The organism is Coleofasciculus sp. G2-EDA-02, from assembly GCF_040226375.1.
Classification (GTDB): domain Bacteria; phylum Cyanobacteriota; class Cyanobacteriia; order Cyanobacteriales; family Coleofasciculaceae; genus Coleofasciculus.
This window is the reverse complement of the sequence record NZ_JAVKEW010000234.1, coordinates 1-22,361: the sequence shown is the minus strand read 5'-3', so window position 1 is coordinate 22,361 and position 22,361 is coordinate 1. Positions and strand designations below refer to the sequence as shown.

The window sequence follows — 22,361 nt, the reverse complement described above, 5'->3', positions numbered from 1 at the left end:
GCTCGCCTCTCAACGCTGGTTATGAAACTTTCATTTGTTGTTGAAGTCATCATAAATATCGTGAGTGGCTTACAATCCTTATCTTGTCTACTTTCCACACTCATGCAGCAAGCCCTAATTATATCCCCGACTTTTTGAAGAAGTCGGGGATCTGGGTTTAGTGGTGATGATGATGATGATGATGATGACTCGATGCCAATTCCGGATTAACCGCGATCGCACTTTCGCTTAAAAGCGCTTCAATCTGAGGATTTGCCCAATCTGCCACCATGGCTAAAAAGTCAGGATGATCATTGACACAGGGCATCTGTACATAAGTCACATTAGGGCTACGATGCTCTAAAGCGTGGATGATATGATGAACATCCAGCAAGGTTTCATGATTTTCTGTGGCAAAGCCAATCGGCATAAATACGATCGCTTTTGCCCCTAAATCAATCAGATTCTTCGCCGCTAACTCAGCATTGGGCTGTGTCCACTTAATCAAAGGGGTTTGGTGATTCAGCCAACCTACGGAAATGAGGGGATACTTATAAATCAGCTTCTCCCGTACCCGTTCATAAAGCGCCTCACTTTCCATGATGCCCGAGGTAAACCCCTTTGCCTCGTGGGGACAGCCGTGGTTCATCAGGACAATGCCAATTTGAGAGGGTAAGTAGGCGCTGGCTAAATCAGCCGCGATTTTTTCTTCTACCATTTGCGCCATCAAGTTAATGTAGGCGGGTTCGTTGTAAAACGAGGGGATATAACGTTGTCCTTTGATCCAATGTTCGTCGCCCTCGGTCAAATGAACTAAGGCATTATTCACCTGTTCGACAGCAATCCCACTGGTGAAGATAGAATCAACGACGAGGAGAGGATAGATCAGCAGTTTATCAAAGCCTTGGGCTTTAATCTGCTCTAGCACCTGTTCCGGTAAAAACGGAGCGCAGAAGTTAAACGCCTTAAAGACTTGTACGCGATCGCCCCATTTTTCTTGCAGGCGTTTTTCAATCCCCGCCCGTTGATCCTCAAAAATCTGGTTGTGGGGGGAGATGAAGTTGTTGTGCTGATGTCCCCACTCATGGAAATCAAAAATGGCTAGCAGTTTGGCTAAGGGGGGATACACCCAGGTGGGTACAGGCGCAAACTTAGCGGTTAGTAAGTTTAAGGCTTGCTCATTATAGTTGGCAAAGTCTTCGTAACTTTCGACTTCCCCGTAACCCATGAGTAAGACAGCAACGCGATCGTCGCCTTCTGGGTTAGAAGTGGGTATTGATTGGACTTTTTCAGGAGTGGCAACCACAAGACTATCCTATCAATGATGGAACATTCACTGGGGTCTGTTCCGAGGGTGGAATCAATACTCCCCAGTTAACCTTAGGGTAGCATCCCCTGTAGGGGGATGATTCACCTGTCTCGCTACAATTAATTCATCTGAAGCAATACGCTAATCAGGGGTGGCAAAAAACTAATGCATGAGCCAGAGCCGAAAAATTGGCATCAAAAGACCTGGGTGAGAAGCCTGATCCTCGCCTTTGCCGTGCTGATTGCGGGGGGGCTTTACCTGATTTCTATCCGCATTGCCACTCAGAGACCTCGAACTGTTCCGGCTACACCAGACACCTCAGGCTTAGAATGATTGAACTATCTTTTCAACGGAGAGGGAGGGATTCGAACCCTCGTTAGAGTTTCCCCTAAACAGCATTTCCAGTGCTGCGCCTTAAACCGCTCGGCCACCTCTCCAGGAAGTTTATTATGATTTGTGCGAGACTTAACAGTATCAAACTTAGCACACAATCTGTAATTATACACGAAAGGAATGACTCGATTCTATAAAATTACCATTCACCATCGCCAAACCAACACCCAACAGACCCTAGAAGTTCCCAGCGATCGCTACATTCTACAAGCCGCAGAAGACCAAGGGGTAGAACTTCCGTTTTCTTGTCGCAATGGCGCTTGCACCACCTGTGCGGTGCGTGTTCTCTCCGGTGAAATCTATCAACCCGAAGCCATGGGACTGTCTCCATCGCTGCGCCAACAAGGTTATGCGCTTTTATGTGTGGGTTATCCCCGTTCCGACTTAGAAGTCGAAACCCAAGACGAAGATGAAGTCTACGAACTCCAGTTTGGGCGCTATTTTGGTAAAGGCAAGATTCGGTTTGGATTGCCCTTAGATGAGGATTAAACAGCACACTCGCCCCCTCTATTTCAGTCACTCCCCCCTGATAGATCCCCCTTCCGTCCCCCTTCAAAAGGGGGAAACCAGCGGATGCTTCGCTTCGATTTCTCCGGGGGGTTGGGGGGGATCGAAACGTCCAACAGCTAACGTTAACAGCAATACAGTCTTAACTGCTTATAAGAGGCGTCTCATCGCCCTCCTGATAGGCTTTAGCTTTCTCTTTTTACTGGGGGGATGTCAATCTAAAAAAGTTCCTCCTAGTATCCCTGTACAAGTCCAACAGGTTGTCAGTGGACAAACCATTGAGGTACTAGATACCACCCAACAACCCGCCTTAATTGTACGAGTGCGGTTAATTGGTATAGAAGCACCAGATTTGAGACAACAGCCTTGGGGAACGGCGGCTAAAACTCGTATTGAGCAACTTATCGGTGAAACGAGGGGTCAGCAATTGATACTGCAACCTGTTTTCTTAGAACCCGATGTGCAAACCAAAGATAGTTTTGGTCGCTGGTTAGCCTACGTTTGGCATGATGGAGTCATGATCAATGAACAACTGGTTAAAGAAGGATATGTCCTCGCGACGCCGCGATCGCCGAATAATAAATATGATGAACGTCTGCTCCGCGCTCAGGAATACGCCAGGATTATGGGATATGGTATCTGGAACCCGGAACAACCCCTACGCTTGACCCCGGCTGAATTTCGGCGACGCAATCCTTAGGGGTTTTTGTTACCAACTAAAACTCTCCATTCCCCTGAACCACCTGTTTCAGGGTGGTTAACGTCTCCAGAGTAATCATCCCGCGACGATAGCCTTTCTGATTAGACATCCCCAGAAACACCGAGTCTCCACGTTTGGGGTTGCGGGAAAATTGGGGTGAGGAATTGAGATAAACCGAAGCACTATCAACTTTCAAGGAAAATTGACGACTTTCCAGGTAAGAGTCGGTAACTAAGCAGTCAGCGTGGCGACTACTGTATTGATTAATCCACGCGATCGCATCTTCGGTGTTATCGACTAATTTAAATGCTACAACCTTATCCAGATAAGGTTGACTCCATTCCGATTCGGATGCTAAAGTTAGCTGTTCCGGGAATTTTGCCGCCAACTCAGCATCCGCTTTGAGTTTAAAGCCCTTTTCGCTCAAACTCTTACATACATTCATTAAAGAGGATGGCTTTTGATTGCGATGGATTAAGACTTTTTCAATCGCATTCACCGGATCAGGGATACTGGCGTGGCTGTCTAAAATAATCGACCGTACCACATCCCAACTTCCAGATGCTGACCAATACAGATAGCAGTTCCCCATCGCTGACCTTAAAACCGGTGCAGTTGATTGTTGCAAGACTTGCTGCACTAGCGTCGGGCGTCCGTAGGGAATCACCAAGTTTAAATAGTCATCTTGTGTGACTAAATCTCGAATCGAAGCCCCCTGTTCCGAGGGAAATAATTCCAAACAACCTGAGGGTAAACCCGCCTCGTCCAAGGCATTTTGTAAGGCTTGGGCAATGACTTGATTCGATTGACTGGCTTCGCTACTTCCTTTTAATATCAGACTATTCCCCGTTTTAATACAAAAACCCGCCGCGATCGCACCTAACTCAGGGAATGCTTCATAAATTAAAGCAATCACACCCAACGGCATCATTTGGCAATAGGTTTGGGAATGGTCAAGTTGATAAGATGCATTCATCACCCGACGGATGGGATCAGATAATTCCCCAATCCGCTGCAAAATCCCAATCGCAATTTGTAGTCGTTCTGGGGTCAGCTTCAGCCAGTCTAATACCAAGTCAGGAACTGCCATTTCTCGACTGGCTTCCAAGTCCATGGTATTGGCATCCAAAATATCATCAAAAGCGCTTTGCAGGGCTTTTACCATGGCGTGAACACCACCGGAGCGATCAACTCCTTTTGTGGTTGCCAACGCCACAGATGCCCGGTAAGCCCGGATCATTACACTGTTGACCTGAGGTGTAGGGTCAGAGGCTTCCATATCCATCATTTACGAACGCCGATAAGCTAACCAAACCATTAGGGCTGGCAGCACTGCTAAAATAACTGCTAGTAATGCCCATAGAATGATAGAAGGACCTGTGGGAGAACGCAGGGCTAGGGGTAACCAGACAATCAGCAAAACCAGCACGATTAAGAGGGCTACAGGTAGATAACTTTCCCCAAGATTCCCCTGGGTACTCACCCAGCGATGACCTGTCCAACGCCAGGTTTTTTTGTAGGGATAAGTCGTCGATAATTGCTCGATTGTATACCCACTTTCTTCAACGACAAAAATTTGTTGGCAGCGATTACAGCCAAAGGCTTCCGTCAGGATAATCGGTACTAACCCTCCCCGCCGCCGACAAGGGCAGGGATATTCCTGACTTAAATCAATCTTTTGAGCTTTCTGAGGTGGCACAAGCGCTATTCAAAACCAATATTATGATTGAGTGTTCCTGATTACACAGTCAACGACCGCACCCACTTTTGGGATGCGGCTTGCCTCTAGAGCTTAAGCCCTGAAGCATACGGCAGATTGACTGCTGCCTGTTCCACCGTCCATAGTAGGGTAGTGGAAAGAATGTAGTCGTCTTTGTGATTCTTCGCGGCATTCCAATCGGAATGGTCACGGTTGCCACAGTTGCGACATCTGAAACGAGACTTCGTGCGATTCGTTTTTCTGATGTGCTTGCAGACGTTGCACTTTTGAGAGGTGTATCTCGTCTCTGCGAATGCTACACGCTTCCCTAATGCCTCTGCTTTGTACGCCAAAAACAAATCTTGCTGGTAGAACGACCAACTACCAAGCCACAAGTTCATCTTCTTTCCGCGCCTATTTTTGCGGATTCCAGACAAGTCTTCTAACACGAAAACTGCCACATCTGGAAGGTTTGCCAGTTTCTTCGTGACACAGTGATTCACGGAAAGCATGAACCGCTTCTCGCGTCCACTCATCGCTCTAAGGCGACGTTTAGCAGAGCGAGTGCCTTTTTGCTGCAACGTTTTTCGGTTGTGTAAGTACCGTCGCTGTGTTGCACGAACCTGACTACTTGAAAAGAATTGACCATCGGATGTCACAACCATGTGATACAACCCTCGGTCAATTCCCAAGACTTTACCCTGAGCTACTATCTGCGGTGTTTCAGCCTCAAACACCAATCTCACCCAAAACTGCTTGCTGTGTTTCGAGTAAGTCAGTGTAGCCGCGCAGAATTCCCAGGTTTCAAATATTTCCTTGAAGTGTTCCGGCACATTCAGGATGAGCTTTTCACGCTTACCAATACACGAAAGGGTTAACTGATACCCTCTCAATGTCATGGTGCGTTTGTCGTACCTCAACCCCGATGTTGGCTTCTTCTGGGGATGCCGCTTGAATTTGGTTGCTTTAACCGCCTCCATCGCGTTATCCCGAATCGTTTGTAGTAGTGCTGATGGTACATCGGGATATCGCAATCTCAGATCAGCGTACAAAGCTTTGTGAGCCTTGTTCTTGTTGTACGTCTGTTCCTTCAGTGCCCAGTCAACGTGCTGATTGAAAATTTCAGCACAAAACCCCATGAGGGGCAAAAACCTCTCACGGGGTAAATTGACGGGGATAGAAACGGTACGTTTCATGAATTACTGATTACTGATTGGCGATAACAGCTTGAACGTTTAGATTAGCTTGACAGTCGTAAGTTTTGGGGTTCTGGGATATGGTCAGACGGCACTTACTATGGCAGTGTGGGGCACGTCTGGGAGGAAGCCGTGAAGCGATACATTGAGACTCAGAAGCACAGAGGCTAACTGTCATCCCGATAGATTGCTGGCAGGCTCAGGGGTATTGAACCCCGTCGCCTGCCTTGCCTCTCATCCCCACCCACTTTTGAGATGGGGTTTCCCCGGCAATCTTTATAAAGTTGCATAGTGAATCACTATAGCTTAAACTTATCCCCATAAATTCCCGAAAGAGATTTTCTTGGAGACGCCCATGCTCTAATATTAGCGCTTTCCTTTCCCTTAACCAGTTTTTGACTTGGCATCGATAAACTACATACAACACAATATATACAATAAGCGAAGCCTTTGCAGCTTCGCTTTGTCCTTAAGCGGGTAACGCGATTCGAACGCGCGACATTCACCTTGGCAAGGTGACGCTCTACCACTGAGCTATACCCGCACTTATTTTGCTTTTTACATTTTCTCAGAATAATCCAGATTTGTCAAGTTATTTGTGATTTGCCATTGCTTTCCTAGTCCGAGACATGCCATGGCATATATCTGCATGATTCTGGCTGGCTCATGAATTCCCTGACTCATCAGAACGCCTCCGTTGTGGGAAATCCCGTGTCCCTTCGCTTCGCTTATCGGGCAAGCTTCAGACCGGCGATGAAGGCGCGGTAGCGGTTTTAACCGCCTCTAATATTGAATTCCCCTTTCGGGGTGGAGGGGTATGGTTGCCCCTCCAATGAGGTATGGTTGCCTCAATCTCCTTTCGGGTAAAGTTAGCTTCGCCAATGTTATCGGTCGGTAACTATCCAAAAAGCATTGTTTCAGTGACCTTAAAACTGTTTAACTTTTCGGTTCTAGAGCAGCAGACTAGCGGGAGCATCTACGCACCATCTCTTAAACACTTGCCGATAACGTAGTCAGTTAAGACTTAGGCTGGTAAGCACAGCTTCAACTTGCTTGCTAAAGCTCCGCGTCTTTAGACCGGGGTTGCTTACTGTATTCTGAAGCTGACTCTGAAGGAAGAGAGCGCCCTGATGAAACAGGCAACGACGGAGGTGTTACTGCCGAATCATAAGCATTATAAGGCGTTGATCCATTTTGCCCCTTAAACTGTTGCATTAAACTCGCCATTTCTAAGGCACTCATGGCATATTCCCAACCCTTATTACTCTTAATTCCTGCCCTTTCTAAGGCTTGCTGCATCGTATCAGCCGTTAGAATACCAAAGACTACGGGTATGCCAGTTTGAAAGCTAGCGGCGGCAATACCCTTGGAAACTTCAGCCGCCACATAATCAAAATGAGGGGTTTGACCGCGAATAACTGCGCCCAAGCAAATTACCGCATCATAGCGATGGCTAAGGGCGGCTTGACGAGCCATGAGAGGGACTTCAAAACTACCCGGCACCCAAATATAATCGACTTGGGAGCCATGAGGATTGGGATCGACACCGTGGCGTTTCAGGCAATCTTGACACCCGGCTAATAGCTTCTCTGTCACTAGGTCATTAAATCGACCGATAACAATAGCCAAGCGCAGGGAGCTGGCTGATGTAAAATTTCCCTCAAAAACTGCCATGGCTATCTTTGCCCTCTCGCGTCATGAGCATCTGAATCGGTTGGTGAATAAGCCCCGCCTGAATCATCGAATTCAGACGGGGAGAAAGTCAGGCTACCACAAAATAGTTCAGGATGCCAACCACAATGACCAGAGCGAGCCAAAGCCCTGAACCTAGCCAAATCAAATTTTTTGATTGCTCCCAGTTTTGGGGGGTAGCGTAGGCGACGGGGACGCCCACAACCATGACGAATGACAAAATAACCAAAGCTGCCAGTGATATTTGAAATAAGATAGACATTTCCTGTTGTGCCTTTTGACGTTAAACCCTTCTGATTAGTAAGCTACCAAAAATTGACCCGCTTTTTTGAAAAAACTGAAAATCAACAAAAAGGTAGATGGCACAAGGAGACAAATGACGAATCACGAATGACGAATGACAAATGACCAATCATGGACTTAATCTTGTGTCACACGATTAGCGACTTTGACGCCCTCGGAGCAGCAGTAGGGCTGACGCGCCTGAAACCCGGAGCGAAACTCGTCTTAACGGGGGGCGCTCACCCGGCGGTTCGGGATTTTTTGGCGCTGCATCGGGATGAGTATGCTTTAATTGAACGGCGTTCGGTTAAAGTAGACCAAATTCACTCCCTGATCGTAGTGGATACCCAAAAGCGCGATCGCTTGGGTAAAGCTGCTCAATGGTTAGACTTACCCCATCTTAGTGCCATTGAACTTTACGACCATCACGGTAACACTCCTAGTGATATTCCTGTCACATTCCGACAGGTTGAACCCGTCGGTGCCACCACAACGCTCATCGTCGAGAAATTACAACAAACCCCAATCCAATTAACCACAGCCGAAGCCACAGTGATGGCACTTGGTATCCATGTAGATACAGGTTCCTTAACCTTTGACCAAACCACCCCACGGGATGCCATGGCTCTGGCTTGGTTAATGACACAAGGAGCAAATATACGTCAGATTGCCGACTATGTTGATCCAGGACTTTCGCCCCAGTTGCAACAACTGCTCACTACAGCCCTAGAGCAGTTACAATCCCAAAATCACCAAGGTTATACCCTTTCCTGGGTGTTCCTGAAAACCCCAGACTATGTACCAGGATTATCCAGTTTAGCCTCCCGATTAGTTGACCTGACTGAAAGTGACGCCCTACTGCTGGCGGCTATGTATGGGGGAGCAGGGGGAGCAGGGGGAGCAGAGGGAGCAGGGGGAGCAGGGGGAGCAGGGGGAGCAGGGGGAGCAGGGGGAGCAGGGGGAGCAGAGGGAGCAGAGGGAGTAGAGGGAGCAGAGGGAGCAGGGAGGCATTCTGAATCCAACACTCAACACTCAAAATCATCCCGTCTAACAATTATCGGGCGATCGCGAATTCCTGGCACTAATTTGAATGCGCTCTTGCAACCTCTGGGTGGAGGTGGGCATTCTCAAGCCGCCGCCGTAACCCTACGCCATGAAAATCCCCCAGAAGTTTTGCCCCAACTGGTTGATCAATTCAAGGAGCAAATTCCTCAACCCCTAAGCGCCCTAGAATTAATGTCATCCCCGGTGCGAACCATTCGCCCCGACACCACCGTTGGCGAAGCACAGCGGATTTTGCTGCGTTATGGGCATTCTGGGCTTTCGGTTGTCGATGAACAGGATCAGTTAATCGGGATTATTTCACGGCGAGATATTGATCTGGCACTGCATCATGGTTTAGGTCATGCCCCAGTTAAAGGGTACATGACCCGAAACCTAAAAACGATTACCCCCCAAACCTTGCTGCCAGAAATTGAGTCGCTGATGGTAACCTACGATATTGGACGCTTACCTGTTTTAGAGGATGGGCAGTTAGTCGGTATTGTGACTCGTACCGATGTCCTGCGACATATTCGCCAAGATCAAGAGCGCTGGGGAGAGACTTGCCCAATCCAGATGACCTATCCCTCATCCCGCCTCCTGAATGTGCGAGAACGCCTTGCTCCTGCCCTTTGGGAATTGCTCACTCAAGCCGCCCAGGAAGCCCAGGAACGGGGTTGGCATCTTTATTTGGTGGGGGGAGCAGTTCGGGATATTTTGCTGGCAGATGAGAGCCAACCGCTGCTCCTAGAAGATGTGGATTTGGTGGTTGATGGCTTTCATCGGGCGGCTGATGTGGGCGCGGGAGTAACCTTAGCCAAAGCCTTTCGCGAACGGTATCCGAATGCTCGCTTAGAAGTTCATGGGGCGTTTCAAACAGCAGCGCTGCTGTGGCATAATGACCCGGTGCTGGATTCCCTGTGGATTGATATTGCCACTGCCCGGACTGAGTTTTATCCCTATCCGGCGGCGAATCCGGAAGTGGAAGCCAGTTCGATTCGCCAGGATCTCTATCGGCGAGATTTTACTATTAACGCCATGGCAGCCCGACTTACGGGAAGGCGGGGTGAAGCGTTGCCCCTACTGGATTTTTTTGGTGGCACTTTGGATTTGCGATCGCGTCTGATTCGAGTCTTGCATGCCAATAGTTTTATTGAAGATCCGACTCGCATTTATCGAGCGGTGCGGTTTGCGGTGCGCTTAGGCTTTGAACTGGAATCCCAAACCCAAGACTATATCCAGTATGCCCTAGACAGTGGCGTTTATGAGCGATCGCTTGGTGCGAATACCAGAGCGCCTGCCCTAGAAACCCGCTTGAAAGCCGAATTAAAGTACATCCTAGAAGCTCCCTATTGGCAACGGGCATTACAACTCATCGGCTCACTCGGAGCATTGCGCTGTCTTCATCCCAACCTCAAGCTTGACCCGTCGTTATGGTGGCGTGTCCGTCTGATTGACCGTTGGTTACGACGCTTTGACCCTGATCAAACCTTAAAACATTGGCAGATGCGTCTTGAGGTGTTAATTGCTCATCTAGAACCTCAAGAACGCAGCAAGGTGGCAAAAAATTTACAACTGCCTATTGATAGTATTGAGCGACTTGAGCATCTAGAACCAGCCCAAACCGATGTGGTGGCGTCTCTACCCCAATGTCAGCGTCCCAGTGAAGTGGTTTGGCTGCTACGTCAGTATAAATTACCCCTATTGGTTTTGATTGCTGTACACAGTTCTAGAGCAATTCGGCGCAAGTTGTGGCACTATTTCACCAACTTGGCAACCGTGCAAGCTCCTCTTAATGGGAATGATCTCAAAGGTTTGGGGTATAAGCCCGGACCCCACTATAAAGAAATGTTGAATGCGTTATTAGCTGCTACCTTAGATGGTGTGATTCAAAATCAGGCAGATGCCAAAGTATTTATCGAGCAACATTTCAACTAGGATGTCATTGGTCATTCGTCCTTGGTCATTGGTCATTTGTCAGGGAGTATTACCCTTCTACACTTCTATTAGATATACTCCATCTAGGCAATAGCATTATTTGTGCTTGTGGGGAGTGAATTTTTATGAACTTGACGGCAGAACAGAGCTTAAACCAAGGAAAATACGTCCTCAATACCCAACTCGGCGCCGGTGTTTTCAATCTCACCTACAAAGCAACCGATACAGAGTCAGGTCAATTGGTTGTGATTAAAACCTTAGGTGAAGCACTGCGCCATCATGCCAACGTTAATCAATTCAAGCAGCAATTTTTAGACATCGCCAAACGATTGAATTACTGCCAGCATCCTCATCTGGTGCGCGTCATTGACTATTTTGAGGAAACGGGATATCCCTACCTGGTTATGGAATATATCCCCGGGCAGACATTGGCAGACGTTGTGCAAGCTGGTTCCTTGTCAGAGGCGGAGGCGATTAACTATATCCGTCAAATCAGCGACGCGGTAAAGGTTCTACACCAAGTCGAATTACTCCACCGAGATATCCAACCAAAAAACATTATTCGGTGTCAGGATAGCGATCGCGTTGTGTTATGTGAGGTGGGGATGCTCTATGAGTTCACTCCAGGCGTCCAACAAACCTACGCTAGTCTCCTCTGTGCTGGCTATGCGCCTCCAGAAGAGAGTACCTTGACAAATAAAGCAACGCAGCAAACGGATATCTATGCTTTAACCGCAACATTCTACTGCTTACTCACAGGATATCCCCCCTTACCCGCACCTGTGCGACAGGCGTTGCTAGAAAAGGGAGACGATTGCCTATTTTCCTCACCCTCAAAAACCCACTTGTCTAAATGGAGTCCCACCATTAAACAAACACTAAGGTACGGTCTAGAACTCATCCCTAACAACCGTCCCCAAACCATAGACACTTGGCTAAAGCAGCTTCCCCTTCAGGAGTCTGTTGCTGTCCCTGAACCGATAATCACTCAGCCCGTCAAAAACCAGCCAAAGTCAAAACCATCTCCTCGAATGAAGCCAAAGGTTAAAACTCAAAACTCAAAACTCAAAACTCCCAAAACGAAAGCCTCAATACCGTTACAAGCTTTGTTCATGACAGGAGCGATCGCGGCGTCAGCAGGGATTGGATTCGGCTATGCTGTACGACTCAACCAACCGGGTGAACCCGGAGCAACGATTTTGCATACCCAACAAACCTTTCCTCCCCGTAGCGATTGGCCTGTTTCTGATGAATGGGTGATTGGTGATTAGTAATTGGTGAATTGGGGAAAGGTGACTGGGAAAATCCTCTCTTGTCTCCGTTACATAAGATCTACCCAAAGCTACCCATAAATGGACATCTTTGGCACTTACTTCCTGCTTCACTCGCTTCGGTGTCGGCACTCAACCAGTCCACAGGCTCTCCCCCACCTAACTGGCGGCTTGCTCCAAATTAATGGAGGCGTTAAAATCTCGGTCAATTTCCAGTCCGCAGTTATCGCACCGGAAAACCCGCTCAGATAAAGGCATTTCATCTTTGACGGGGGGAGCGCATTTGCTCACCTCATAATACCAAGGACAGATAAGCATTACTGGACATCCTTTACGACTTGCGTCATACCGTCGAGCAGCTTTTTGTTTTTTCTAGAACGCGAACCATAAAGACGGGCTTCAAAAACAGTGATAAGCTCAATCATGTCAGTTACTAGCTCTTGCTCAAAACTCAACTCTTTAGAGGATTTATTAACGATTACAACCTCAGTTTCAAACTCTTCACACATGGCAAAAACAAGCTCCGAGCCAAACCGCAATAATCGGTCTTTGTGAGTCAAAACTAATCGCCCAACATCGCCTCTCATAATGCGTTTAATCAATTTCTGAAGTCCTTTTTTGTTGTAGTTAAGTCCACTACCAAGGTCTTGGATGGTTTCGTATTGCCAACCATTAGCAGCACTAAACGCCTCTAAAACTTGAGCCTGTCTAGCTAAATCTTCCTTTTGGTCATGACTTGAAACACGGGCATAATTGATTGTGATTCGGTCATCTAACTGGTTAAGCTCTCTTGGTACAATCCGTTTAACGTCAGCCAAGAAAAACCGCCTTTGTCCTGAAGGTGAGCGCTCTGAACGGATTTTTCCGGAGTCTGCCCACCTCCTTAGTGTCTTGATTGAGATGCCTAACTCTTTTGCTGCATCTCCTATACTAAGTGTCACTTCTGGTGCTTCCATATCGTTACTGATATAGAGTACCTGACTATTCTTACCCAATCAGGAAGAAATGTACAGAAGTGTCCAGATATTTAGTGGCAGCTTCTAACCCCCGCACCCCTGCTTGCCATAGTTCCACGCCTTACGTCTCTACTTCCCCTGCTCTGCGGCTTCTGTGTCACTGTTGATAATCACGTTATAATTTGTTACGGATACCCAAAACATCTTCCCCATGAGCAATCGAGTCATTCATGCTTTTTTTGTCGGACGATCGCTAGCTCAAACTCTGGGCGATCGCGTAGAAGATGCCTTAACCAATGCTCTGAGCGAACTTGGCAAATTTGATGCTGAACAGCGCGAGCATTTGCAACAGTTTACTGAGCAAGTCATGGAAAGGGCGCAACAGGAAATGGAAATCGCCATGGGCGATCAGTATTCAAATACTACCGTATCGACTGGCTCTCAATCCGTTGATCTACAAGCGACTATTGACGAGTTGCGAGCTGAAATTGCTCGCTTGCGGACTGAATTACAGCTCTACCGCAATAAATCAGTGACCTAATTTGACAGATGCTGGAGGTGTTTTCAGGTTGAGCAAGCAAATTGACCATCTCCATGTAAGCCGGGAAACTGAGGATCACAGGAGTTCCAGGATATTTTAGCTGGTTAGTATTTAGAGTCATGCTGCACGCTTAGCGTCAGTCTGTTAATCCCATAGCAATCTGTGATGTCTTCTGTTGGCTGTAACCTGTTCCCTGCTGCCTTCAGCCGTTGGTTCACAGGTAACATCTGTTCGCTTAGCGTATTCTTAGCTTTCAAAGATTTTGAATTTTTATTAAGATTAAGAGGAGACCATCATTCAGGAATCTAGGTGTCTGCTGTTTCTGATAACTCTGTCAACCTCAAGCAATATAAGGAACGCCAGGTGTCTAGCCAACGTTCCCTAAGAGGGATAAACCAAGACAAGGCATATCGTTGGAATCGGGAAAACTATTCCCGACAACGGCGATTCATTGATATTTGGGCATTTGTTTTAACCCTACTCTTCCAGTTGTGGCTCAACGGCAAACCTTGGAGCTATCCAGGGGGCATAACCGAGGCAAAACAGGCGGCTCGTCGTAAGACACAGGCAATCTGGATTAGAGATACATTTTTAGAGTTAGGTCCGACCTTCATCAAGGTGGGACAGCTATTCTCAACCCGGTCTGACTTATTCCCTGGTGAATATGTAGAGGAATTGTCTAAACTACAGGATCGCGTCCCCGCTTTTAACTACGATCAAGTTGAGGCAATTGTCAAGAAAGATTTAGGGAAATCTGTAAATGAACTCTTTGGCAATTTTGATCCGATTCCTCTAGCAGCAGCCAGTTTAGGACAAGTCCACAAAGCTCAACTCCAGAGTGGAGAAGAGGTCGTGGTCAAGGTACAACGACCGGGCTTGCAGAAACTGTTTACGATAGACCTACAAATTCTCAAGGGGATTGCCCGTTACTTCCAAAATCACCCCGATTGGGGTCGAGGTCGAGACTGGATGGGCATTTATGAAGAATGCTGTCGTATTCTCTGGGAAGAGATTGATTATCTTAGTGAAGGTCGCAATGCCGATACCTTCCGCCGCAATTTCCGCACCTATAATTGGGTAAAAGTTCCTCGTGTCTATTGGCGGTATACCTCAAATCGAGTCTTAACCCTAGAGTATGCTCCAGGAATTAAGATTAGTCACTACGAGGCATTAGAAGCCGCTGGATTGGATCGAAAACTTCTGGCTCAACTTGGGGCAAGAGCTTATCTTCAGCAGTTGCTCAATGACGGTTTCTTTCATGCCGATCCCCATCCCGGTAATATTGCGGTTAGTCCGGAAGGATCACTGATCTTCTATGATTTCGGCATGATGGGGCGGATTAAGGCAAATGTCCGGGAAGAGTTGATGCAGACGCTTTTTGGCGTTGCCCAAAAAGATGCTACTCGAGTGGTCGAGTCTCTAGTCGCCTTGGGTGCCCTGTCTCCCGTTGATGATATCGGTCCAGTGCGGCGTTCGATTCAGTATATGCTGGATCACTTCATGGATAAGCCCTTTGAACAACAGTCGGTGAGTGAAATTAGCGATGATCTCTATGAAATTGCCTACGGTCAACCCTTTCGCTTTCCGGCAACCTTCACGTTTGTGATGCGAGCCTTCTCCACCTTGGAAGGGGTGGGCAAGGGCTTAGACCCAGAATTTAACTTTATGGAAGTGGCAAAACCTTTTGCTGTGCAAATCATGACTAACGGTAATAGCCCTGAGGGCAATAGCTTCTTAAATGAACTGGGACGCCAAGCGGCTCAAGTGAGTAGTACGGCGTTGGGATTACCTCGGCGTATTGAGGATACGATTGAAAAATTAGAACGAGGAGATATACGCCTACGGGTTCGTTCTATTGAATCTGATCGGATCTTGCGCCGCATGAGTAGCATTCAGATAGGAACAAACTATGCGTTACTACTCAGTGCATTCACATTGTCAGCTACGATCTTATTTGTTAATGGTCAAGCCGGGCTGGCATTAGTTGTGGCGTTAGTCGCCGCCGCGATCGCAACTGCCCTAATTCGTTTACTCCGAAGGCTCGACCGATTCGATCGCATGTTATAAATCCCATAAGGTTCTTGACGCCAGCACAAACTTTATGAAATGTTGCTTCACGGGTCTCACTGATCCGGGCTTAATTCGTACCGTAAACCAGGACTATTACTACATCGATCCGAAGGGACGCTTTTTCATTGTCGCCGACGGCATGGGCGGTCATGCCGGGGGACAAGAAGCCAGCCAACTGGCTACTGAGGTCATTCAGGCTCGTTTAGAGCAGCAATGGCTAGATTCAGTCCCTTCGGAATCATTACTGGAACAAGCCCTCTACGACGCCAATCAGGCAATCTTAGAGGATCAAAAAAAGCATCCCGAACGGGCAGACATGGGCACGACGGCTGTCGTCGTCATGTTCCGTAAAGGTCAGCCTTGGCTGGCTCATGTGGGTGATTCTCGCCTCTATCGATGGCGACAATTAAAACTCGAGCAAATGACTGACGACCATACCTGGGTAGCACGCGCCATGAAAGCTGGGGATCTGACTCCAGAACAGGCGCGAATGCATCCCTGGCGTCATGTTTTGTCTCAGTGTCTAGGTCGCAAGGACTTACAGTCCGTTGATGTAGAGTCTATGGAGATTCACTCAGGAGATTTGCTGCTCCTTTGTACCGACGGGCTGACTGAGGAACTCTCTGACACTGCGATCGCGTCCCATCTCCAGTCCAATGGGGATGGCGAAGATATCGCGGCTAACCTAATTACCGCCGCCAAAGAAAAAGGCGGACGGGACAATATCACCGTGATTCTGGTGAAAATTGACGGGATCTAACCCAGAAAGCTTAAAAAATTGTTAAATTTTCGGGCTTGCACCATTTAATCGTCACGGCGATCCCTTGAGCGCCCTCAAGTTCTAGATCCTGAATGTAACCTGCTTCATAAGACGCGGATTCTTCAGGGCTATCAAATGGTCCAAAGTAGTAAGTGACCGCAGGTTCTGCGGTGACAATTTCTACCCACCAAGCGAAGGAACTCTCTGGCTCTGTGTCAGGAGTTAGGGTTTGTATGCTAACAATCTTGCCCCCTAATTGAGAAATTCGCCGCATCGTTTGGTTCATGCGGCTGTACGGAACTCTGATAAAGACAGAACTACTCCGACGAATCGGATAGCTGAGGGTGTCGGTGGCTGTACTCTGACGCAAACCGACGACTTCATAAATAAAATAACGATTATCCACCAAGATACTACCTGTTAAGTCAGCAACACTTGAAAAGAACAGTCCTAACTCCCCACCCTAATCAGAAGATAGGTAGGGGATATCAGAAACAGGGGAGGAAGGTTTTGATTATGGGAGTTGTGAGCATTCTCCACAAGGATGTCTCACATCGCCCAGTTTTACCTATAACCGCCACCAATATTTGTTATCAGATCCCCAGAGGATTGTCACTACTTTTTTCCAGACAAGGAGTATGGGGATGGGGGGAAGCAGGGGAAGCGTGGGGAGCTTGTAGAGGCGTAAGGCGTGGAAGTATGGCGAGCGGGGGAAGACATGGCACGTCTCTACACTTAAAACTCAACACTCAAAACTTACCCAATAAATTCTAAGCGGAACTGCTACTTTCGCCCTTAACCACAGCAGCACCAATTAAATGAGCTAAACGCAAGGCTTCGGGGACTTTTCCACAGTCGGTTAAGCGCTCTAGAACCGATGCGATAACGAGGGGATTGGCACCACAAACCTGAAAAAAGAAAGGGGGATAAGTGTCAAGACCAAAGACCTCGCTTGCCATTCGGCATAATTGTTGCCCAATTAGTTTTAGCTAAGGCTAACTGTTCCTCCGTAATTTTGGCATTGGCAAGATTCGCACCACAGAGATTCGCCCCCTTAAGATTGGCATGATTCAGATAAGCAAAACTTAAATCTGCCCCGCGTAAATCTGCCCCCTCTAAATCCGAATTGCTCAAATAAGCCCGTCCTAAATTGGCATCTCGCAAATTCGCTCGATTTAAACTTGCCTGACCAAAATCAGCACTGGATAAATCAGCGCCTTGTAAATTAATCCGAGTTAACTTTGACTGGTAAAAAATTCCGCCCGATAAATCAGATTTTTGCAAATCTAACCCACTTAAATCATGAGCAGCAAAATCTCTCCGACCTTTCATATATGCCGTTAAAACACCATTAGCATCAAGCTTTTTGGGTTTACTGGCGGCAAAACTTTGGCTCGATGGGATATCCCCCTTATAAATGGCTGTCACTGACCCAGATACAAAGTTACTGTGGGGATTGCCATTACCAATGGTGTGGGGAGAACCCGGACGGCTGCGTTCCCGTCGTTCACGACGCTTGCGAATCGCCGCCGCTAACTTCTGGGTTGCCGATGAAGGAGATGAAGGAGAACTGGGCGAGTCTACCTCTTTAGATTCAGGGGTATTGTCATTTGGATTCGATAGCCCAGAGGTTGGCGTTGCCAAGCCTTGAGCCAAACTATCAAAATAAGGTTCTAAATCTAGGGCTCTGAGAATCTCTTCTGCTGTTTGATAACGATGGCGAACAGAAGCCTCCAGCATTTTTTTCAAAACATTAGCAAAATGATCACTGACTTGCACATATTTGCGCCAGACCATTTCACCGGTTGAGGGGTTGTAATCTAAATCTTTTGGTGATTTCCCGGTGAGCAAATACACACTAGTCACGCCGAGGGCATAAATGTCACTAGCATAAACAGGTCGCAGTGCCATTTGTTCCGGCGGTGCAAAACCGGGAGTACCAATAGCAAAATTTGTCAAGGCGGTTTGATCAGAAGTATTAGCAACGGCGGCTTGGTTGACTTCATCTTTAACCGCGCCAAAGTCAATCAAGACTAGTTTCCGGTCTTGCTCTCGTCGAATTAAATTAGCCGGTTTGATATCCCGGTGGATCACCTCTTGGCTGTGGATATATTTAATCAGGGGGAGAATTTCACTCAAAAATTGCTTAGCCCCAACTTCTGAGAGTGGACCCCACTGTTTAATTTCCTGCTGCAACGTGAGTCCACTAATATACTCCTGTACCAAATAAAACTGGTGATTGTCTTGAAAATAATCCAACAGTCGGGGAACTTGAGGATGATTGCCAATCTTACCCAGGGTTCTGGCTTCTCGCTCAAATAGCTTCTGAGCCATTTCCAGAACCTGCGATGTAGTGGTTGCGGGACGAAGTTGTTTAATGACGCAACTGGGATTGCCAGGAAGAGACTCATCTCTGGCTAAAAACGTAGCGCCAAATCCGCCTTGACCGAGGGCCTTTAGCACACGATAGCGATTTCGCAACATAATAGAATGACCACACGCCTGACAGGTAGTGGCGTGCAGCGGATTTTTGGGCTGAGGACAGTCAGGATTTAGGCAGTAGCTCATTCAGCATCACCAATAGGGCGTTTGTCCGGGTTAGGACGAAAGCTTTCTCAATTGTGATCGAAGCACCCGGCTTATCTATAAGATCTATAGTGGACATTAGTGGGAAACGCACCGCCGAATGCAACCTCGCTTTGGTAAGCCTTGGCAAGCAATCTTGTCTATCTACAGGATATCTTAATTTTCCCTACCGTTTAGACATAGATACCGCAATAACGCATTGATTTGAGTCGTTTTTGGGTAAAGTCTTGATAAAGATTCTCCTGTGTTTGTGAAGAATCGGTAAAGTTTAGCAAGCAGAGGGAGCAGAGGGAGCAGGGGGAGCAGAGGGAGCAGGGGGAGCAGAGGGAGCAGAGGGAGCAGGGGGAGCAGGGGAAGCAGAGGGAGCATGTAGGGGCGGGTTTTACCATTAACGGGAAGGTTGTCACCCTGATATCACTCGCGCCCGCCCCGATTAGAGTGCAAGTCACCTTCAACAAAGGACATAAGACGTAGCTTGCTTCTCGATGAAAGCTAGTATGACAAATGACGAATAACAAATCGGGTATAGTGAGATCAACAGTAACGGAACTGCAGATAAGCTGAGGTCGGTAAAAGCAAGAAATTAATGCGTATCTCTTTAAATTGGCTGCGGGAACTGGTGGATGTGACCCTAGCTCCCCAAGAAATTGCGGAAATTCTCACCAATGCTGGATTTGAGGTTGAGGATATTGAGGATCAGCGACAGTTAGCCGATGGCGTAGTTGTGGGGAAGGTTCTGGATGTGCAGCCCCACCCCAATGCCGATAAGCTCAGTGTTACTCAAGTCGATATTGGAGACGCCAATGGTCCTGTCACCATTGTCTGTGGCGCGGCTAATGTTCGGGCAGAGGCTTATGTCCCTGTAGCAACGGTAGGCACTTACCTGCCAACGGTTGATTTGAAAATTCGCTCCTCAAAACTGCGGGGGGTACGTTCCGAGGGCATGATTTGTTCCTTGGCAGAAGTTGGCTTAGAAAAAGAGTCGGAAGGAATTCACATCTTTGAGGCACAGACTTTACCTGTGGGGAGTGATGCTCGTCCCCTCCTCGGACTTACGGATGTGATCCTGGATTTGACGGCAACGGCGAATCGGGCTGATGCTTTGAGTATGGTTGGGGTTGCCCGGGAAGTTGCCGCCCTGACAGGGGCTTCCTTGAACCTGCCAACAACGCCAGAGCTGACAATTCCTCAAGGAACCGGTGGGTTGACGTTGAAAATTGCTGACCCTAAAGCCTGTCCCGCTTACATCGGTACGGTTATTGAAGGGGTGAAAATTCAACCGTCGCCGACGTGGTTAAAACAGCGTTTACAAGCCGCAGGCGTGCGACCGATTAATAATGTTGTGGATATTACCAACTATATCCTGTTGGAATGGGGTCAGCCTCTCCACGCTTTTGATCGCGATCGCTTACAACAAGTAGCAGGCGGCAAATCCTTAACCATCGGCGTTCGCTTCGCTCATAAAGACGCATCTTTAACCACTCTAGATTCTCAATCCCGCACCCTTCAATCCCAAACGCTTTTAATTACCGCCAATGATCGCCCCGTGGCGCTAGGGGGAGTGATGGGTGGTGAGGAAACCGAAGTCCATGATGGCACAGAGAATCTGGTTCTAGAAGCCGCCCTCTTTGAACCCGTTGCCATTCGTCGCTCAGCTCGCTCTCAAGGCTTACGCACTGAGGCATCCACCCGTTACGAAAGGGGTGTCAATCAAGCAGAATTGGGTATCGCAGCTAAACGAGCGATCGCGTTAATTCAGGAACTCGCCCAGGGTAAGCCGATTGTGCAAGAAGTAGCCGATACCCGCCCTGATCCAGAGAGTTGGGTGCGCTCGATTGAATTACGCCTAGAACGTGTAAATCAGGTATTAGGTCCGGTGGATTTGGGTGATGATATTGGTGACATTCAGCCCGATGACGTTGAACGCATTCTCACGGCGTTGGGATGTCAACTTCAGCCGGTGGAATCCGACGAAGCGGTGAAATGGACAGTCACGGTTCCCCCCTATCGCTACCGAGACTTAGAACGGGAAATTGACCTGATTGAAGAAATTGCCCGTCTCTACGGCTATGATCAGTTTTGTGAGGATTTACCCCCAAAAACTGAACCCGGTTATCTATCGATTGACCAGGTTTTAACCCGCAAGGTTCGGGAAGCCTTCCGCGCGGCTGGATTAACGGAATTGCTGCAATATTCCCTGGTGAAACCGGAAGAAAAAGAGGAGCAAATTTGCCTCTCGAATCCCCTATTTGTCGAATATTCCGCCCTGCGGACTAACTTACTATCGGGATTGATAGAAGTAGCCCAGTACAACATCGAACAAGGGAATGGAGTATTAAATGGGTTTGAAATCGGGCGAGTCTTCTGGCGCGACGAAGATGGATTTGCCGAAACCGATCGCGTGGCGGGAATTTTGGGCGGCGATCCCAGTCAGGGGAAATGGACCAGAGGTGGACAAGATGCACCGATGAGTTGGTATGAGGCAAAGGGGATTGTCGAAAGCGTCTTTGAGCGTTTAGGTTTAACCGTGGAATATCAACCCGATCGCCAGGATTCGCGCCTGCATCCAGGGCGCACAGCTTCCTTATGGATACAAGGCGATCGCTTGGGCAGATTCGGGCAACTGCATCCCCAGCTTAGAGCTCAATTGAGCTTACCTGATCAAGTTTATGGGTTTGAGTTGGATCTGAATGTTATGTTAAATGCTCTTGCCCAAGATGAAAACTTGACACCGAGATTTTCCCTCTACTCCACATTTCCAGCAGCAGATCGAGATATTGCCTTCTTTGTCCCCGATACCGTCTCAGTCGCTGACATTCAACGCACCACCCAAAAAGCCGCCGGGACATTATTGGAATCGGTGCAATTATTCGATGAATATCGCGGGGAACGAGTGCCAGAAGGACAGCGGAGTCTGGCTTTCCGGCTGATCTATCGAGCAGGCGATCGCACGCTGACGGACAAAGAAGTGGAATCAGCCCACCAGAAAGTTCGAGACGCCTTGTTGGAAAAATTTGGCGTTAGCCTAAGAAGTTAGGCAATAAACAGGGATAGGGAAGCCCGGTTGTAGGGGCGGGTTTGACAGATAACATTTTGCCAACCACCCCTAACTGGACTAAACCCGCCCTTTTTCGGGGAAGCCGGGGGAGAAGAAACTATAGCTGGGATATCCGAGATCCCCTTCTTAGAGAAGTCGGGGATCTTGCTTGGATGTACTGTATTTCATCAACCACCAAATATGCTGTAAATTAGAGCTTATCCGAGTAGTATTAAGGCAACGGATATTGTACAGAGTATCGATTTGACTTCTCCCCCGGTTAAACTTGCCCTCGAACGAAGTGAAGGGACGCGGGGGATTCTAAGAGGATACTACGGGACGAACTAAAGCCGCGTCCCTTCGTTTTGCTCGTCTTCTTAGAGTTCCAGAGAAAAACCCTGGAT

General features: G+C 48.0%; 20 protein-coding genes, 2 tRNA genes and 2 pseudogenes. 10 read left to right on the top strand and 14 right to left on the bottom strand.

All coding sequences use genetic code 11. The features are described from left to right. Positions 1–157 precede the first annotated feature (157 nt). Positions 158–1,285 carry a ferrochelatase gene (locus RLO19_RS27045; protein ID WP_446360469.1) on the bottom strand — a complete coding sequence of 376 codons (1,128 nt, stop codon included), beginning with the start codon at positions 1,283–1,285 and terminating at the stop codon, positions 158–160. Between the two features lie 168 nt (positions 1,286–1,453). Between RLO19_RS27045 and RLO19_RS27040 the strand changes: the two genes are divergently transcribed. Further along, complete coding sequence (locus RLO19_RS27040; RefSeq protein WP_446360468.1) at positions 1,454–1,621, top strand: hypothetical protein; 168 nt, start codon at positions 1,454–1,456, stop codon at positions 1,619–1,621. Between the two features lie 17 nt (positions 1,622–1,638). Here the strand turns inward: RLO19_RS27040 and RLO19_RS27035 are convergent. Beyond that, a tRNA-Ser gene (locus RLO19_RS27035) sits at positions 1,639–1,725 on the bottom strand. Positions 1,726–1,801: 76 nt separating this feature from the next. Between RLO19_RS27035 and RLO19_RS27030 the strand changes: the two genes are divergently transcribed. Beyond that, a complete protein-coding gene (locus RLO19_RS27030) occupies positions 1,802–2,170 on the top strand; it encodes a 2Fe-2S iron-sulfur cluster-binding protein (protein ID WP_446360467.1) in 369 nt (122 codons plus the stop codon). 184 nt (positions 2,171–2,354) lie between these two features. After that, complete coding sequence (locus RLO19_RS27025) at positions 2,355–2,888, top strand: thermonuclease family protein (protein WP_446360498.1); 534 nt, start codon at positions 2,355–2,357, stop codon at positions 2,886–2,888. A gap of 16 nt (positions 2,889–2,904) precedes the next feature. On the opposite strand, the gene RLO19_RS27020 is transcribed toward RLO19_RS27025, so the two are convergent. The 3 genes from RLO19_RS27020 to RLO19_RS27010 form a co-directional block, all read right to left on the bottom strand. Next, positions 2,905–4,167, bottom strand: a complete 1,263-nt coding sequence (locus tag RLO19_RS27020) for a glutamate-5-semialdehyde dehydrogenase (RefSeq protein ID WP_446360497.1) — start codon at positions 4,165–4,167, stop codon at positions 2,905–2,907. Between the two features lie 9 nt (positions 4,168–4,176). After that, positions 4,177–4,587 (bottom strand): hypothetical protein, encoded by a 411-nt coding sequence (locus tag RLO19_RS27015; protein WP_446360466.1) that lies wholly within the window; start codon positions 4,585–4,587, stop codon positions 4,177–4,179. A gap of 86 nt (positions 4,588–4,673) precedes the next feature. Continuing rightward, positions 4,674–5,783: an RNA-guided endonuclease InsQ/TnpB family protein gene (locus RLO19_RS27010; RefSeq protein ID WP_446360465.1), complete on the bottom strand. Its 1,110-nt coding sequence runs from the start codon at positions 5,781–5,783 to the stop codon at positions 4,674–4,676. 69 nt (positions 5,784–5,852) lie between these two features. Here RLO19_RS27010 and RLO19_RS27005 point away from each other — a divergent pair. Continuing rightward, a pseudogene (locus tag RLO19_RS27005) lies at positions 5,853–5,954 on the top strand (IS200/IS605 family transposase); the annotation flags it as partial. Between the two features lie 301 nt (positions 5,955–6,255). Here RLO19_RS27005 and RLO19_RS27000 read toward each other — a convergent pair. The 4 genes from RLO19_RS27000 to psbZ form a co-directional block, all read right to left on the bottom strand. After that, positions 6,256–6,327, bottom strand: a tRNA-Gly gene (locus RLO19_RS27000). Between the two features lie 14 nt (positions 6,328–6,341). Then, positions 6,342–6,467, bottom strand: a complete 126-nt coding sequence (locus tag RLO19_RS26995; protein WP_446360464.1) for a hypothetical protein — start codon at positions 6,465–6,467, stop codon at positions 6,342–6,344. Between the two features lie 372 nt (positions 6,468–6,839). Continuing rightward, positions 6,840–7,457, bottom strand: a complete 618-nt coding sequence (gene ribH, locus RLO19_RS26990) for a 6,7-dimethyl-8-ribityllumazine synthase (RefSeq protein WP_446360463.1) — start codon at positions 7,455–7,457, stop codon at positions 6,840–6,842. 88 nt (positions 7,458–7,545) lie between these two features. Continuing rightward, positions 7,546–7,737 carry a photosystem II reaction center protein PsbZ gene (psbZ, locus tag RLO19_RS26985; RefSeq protein ID WP_006102213.1) on the bottom strand — a complete coding sequence of 64 codons (192 nt, stop codon included), beginning with the start codon at positions 7,735–7,737 and terminating at the stop codon, positions 7,546–7,548. A 152-nt stretch (positions 7,738–7,889) separates the two neighbouring features. Between psbZ and RLO19_RS26980 the strand changes: the two genes are divergently transcribed. Both RLO19_RS26980 and RLO19_RS26975 read left to right on the top strand, forming a co-directional pair. After that, positions 7,890–10,736 carry a CBS domain-containing protein gene (locus RLO19_RS26980; protein ID WP_446360462.1) on the top strand — a complete coding sequence of 949 codons (2,847 nt, stop codon included), beginning with the start codon at positions 7,890–7,892 and terminating at the stop codon, positions 10,734–10,736. 125 nt (positions 10,737–10,861) lie between these two features. After that, positions 10,862–12,007: a serine/threonine protein kinase gene (locus RLO19_RS26975; RefSeq protein WP_446360461.1), complete on the top strand. Its 1,146-nt coding sequence runs from the start codon at positions 10,862–10,864 to the stop codon at positions 12,005–12,007. A gap of 159 nt (positions 12,008–12,166) precedes the next feature. Here RLO19_RS26975 and RLO19_RS26970 read toward each other — a convergent pair whose 3' ends face one another. Further along, positions 12,167–12,325 (bottom strand): zinc ribbon domain-containing protein, encoded by a 159-nt coding sequence (locus tag RLO19_RS26970; protein ID WP_446360460.1) that lies wholly within the window; start codon positions 12,323–12,325, stop codon positions 12,167–12,169. Beyond that, positions 12,325–12,963, bottom strand: a complete 639-nt coding sequence (locus tag RLO19_RS26965; protein WP_446360459.1) for an IS607 family transposase — start codon at positions 12,961–12,963, stop codon at positions 12,325–12,327. The genes RLO19_RS26970 and RLO19_RS26965 overlap by 1 nt, the downstream gene beginning before the upstream one ends. A gap of 211 nt (positions 12,964–13,174) precedes the next feature. On the opposite strand from RLO19_RS26965, the gene RLO19_RS26960 reads away from it, so the two are divergent. The 3 genes from RLO19_RS26960 (at position 13,175) to RLO19_RS26950 (ending at position 16,334) form a co-directional block, all read left to right on the top strand. Next, positions 13,175–13,504: a DUF6825 family protein gene (locus tag RLO19_RS26960; protein ID WP_446360458.1), complete on the top strand. Its 330-nt coding sequence runs from the start codon at positions 13,175–13,177 to the stop codon at positions 13,502–13,504. Positions 13,505–13,867: 363 nt separating this feature from the next. Beyond that, positions 13,868–15,571 carry an ABC1 kinase family protein gene (locus RLO19_RS26955; RefSeq protein ID WP_446360496.1) on the top strand — a complete coding sequence of 568 codons (1,704 nt, stop codon included), beginning with the start codon at positions 13,868–13,870 and terminating at the stop codon, positions 15,569–15,571. Positions 15,572–15,605: 34 nt separating this feature from the next. After that, positions 15,606–16,334, top strand: coding sequence for a Stp1/IreP family PP2C-type Ser/Thr phosphatase (locus RLO19_RS26950; protein WP_446360457.1), 729 nt, complete (start codon positions 15,606–15,608; stop codon positions 16,332–16,334). Positions 16,335–16,344: 10 nt separating this feature from the next. Here the strand turns inward: RLO19_RS26950 and RLO19_RS26945 are convergent, their stop codons facing one another. From RLO19_RS26945 to RLO19_RS26935, 3 genes and pseudogenes are all read right to left on the bottom strand, one after another. Next, positions 16,345–16,740 carry a DUF1816 domain-containing protein gene (locus tag RLO19_RS26945; protein ID WP_446360495.1) on the bottom strand — a complete coding sequence of 132 codons (396 nt, stop codon included), beginning with the start codon at positions 16,738–16,740 and terminating at the stop codon, positions 16,345–16,347. A 364-nt stretch (positions 16,741–17,104) separates the two neighbouring features. Next, positions 17,105–17,266: pseudogene (locus tag RLO19_RS26940) on the bottom strand (endonuclease dU); the annotation flags it as partial. Between the two features lies 1 nt (position 17,267). Then, positions 17,268–18,902 carry a protein kinase domain-containing protein gene (locus RLO19_RS26935; RefSeq protein ID WP_446360456.1) on the bottom strand — a complete coding sequence of 545 codons (1,635 nt, stop codon included), beginning with the start codon at positions 18,900–18,902 and terminating at the stop codon, positions 17,268–17,270. 604 nt (positions 18,903–19,506) lie between these two features. Here RLO19_RS26935 and pheT point away from each other — a divergent pair. Continuing rightward, entirely contained in the window at positions 19,507–21,957 is a 2,451-nt protein-coding gene (pheT, locus tag RLO19_RS26930) for a phenylalanine--tRNA ligase subunit beta (RefSeq protein WP_446360455.1), read from the top strand. The last annotated feature ends 404 nt before the right edge of the window (positions 21,958–22,361 follow it).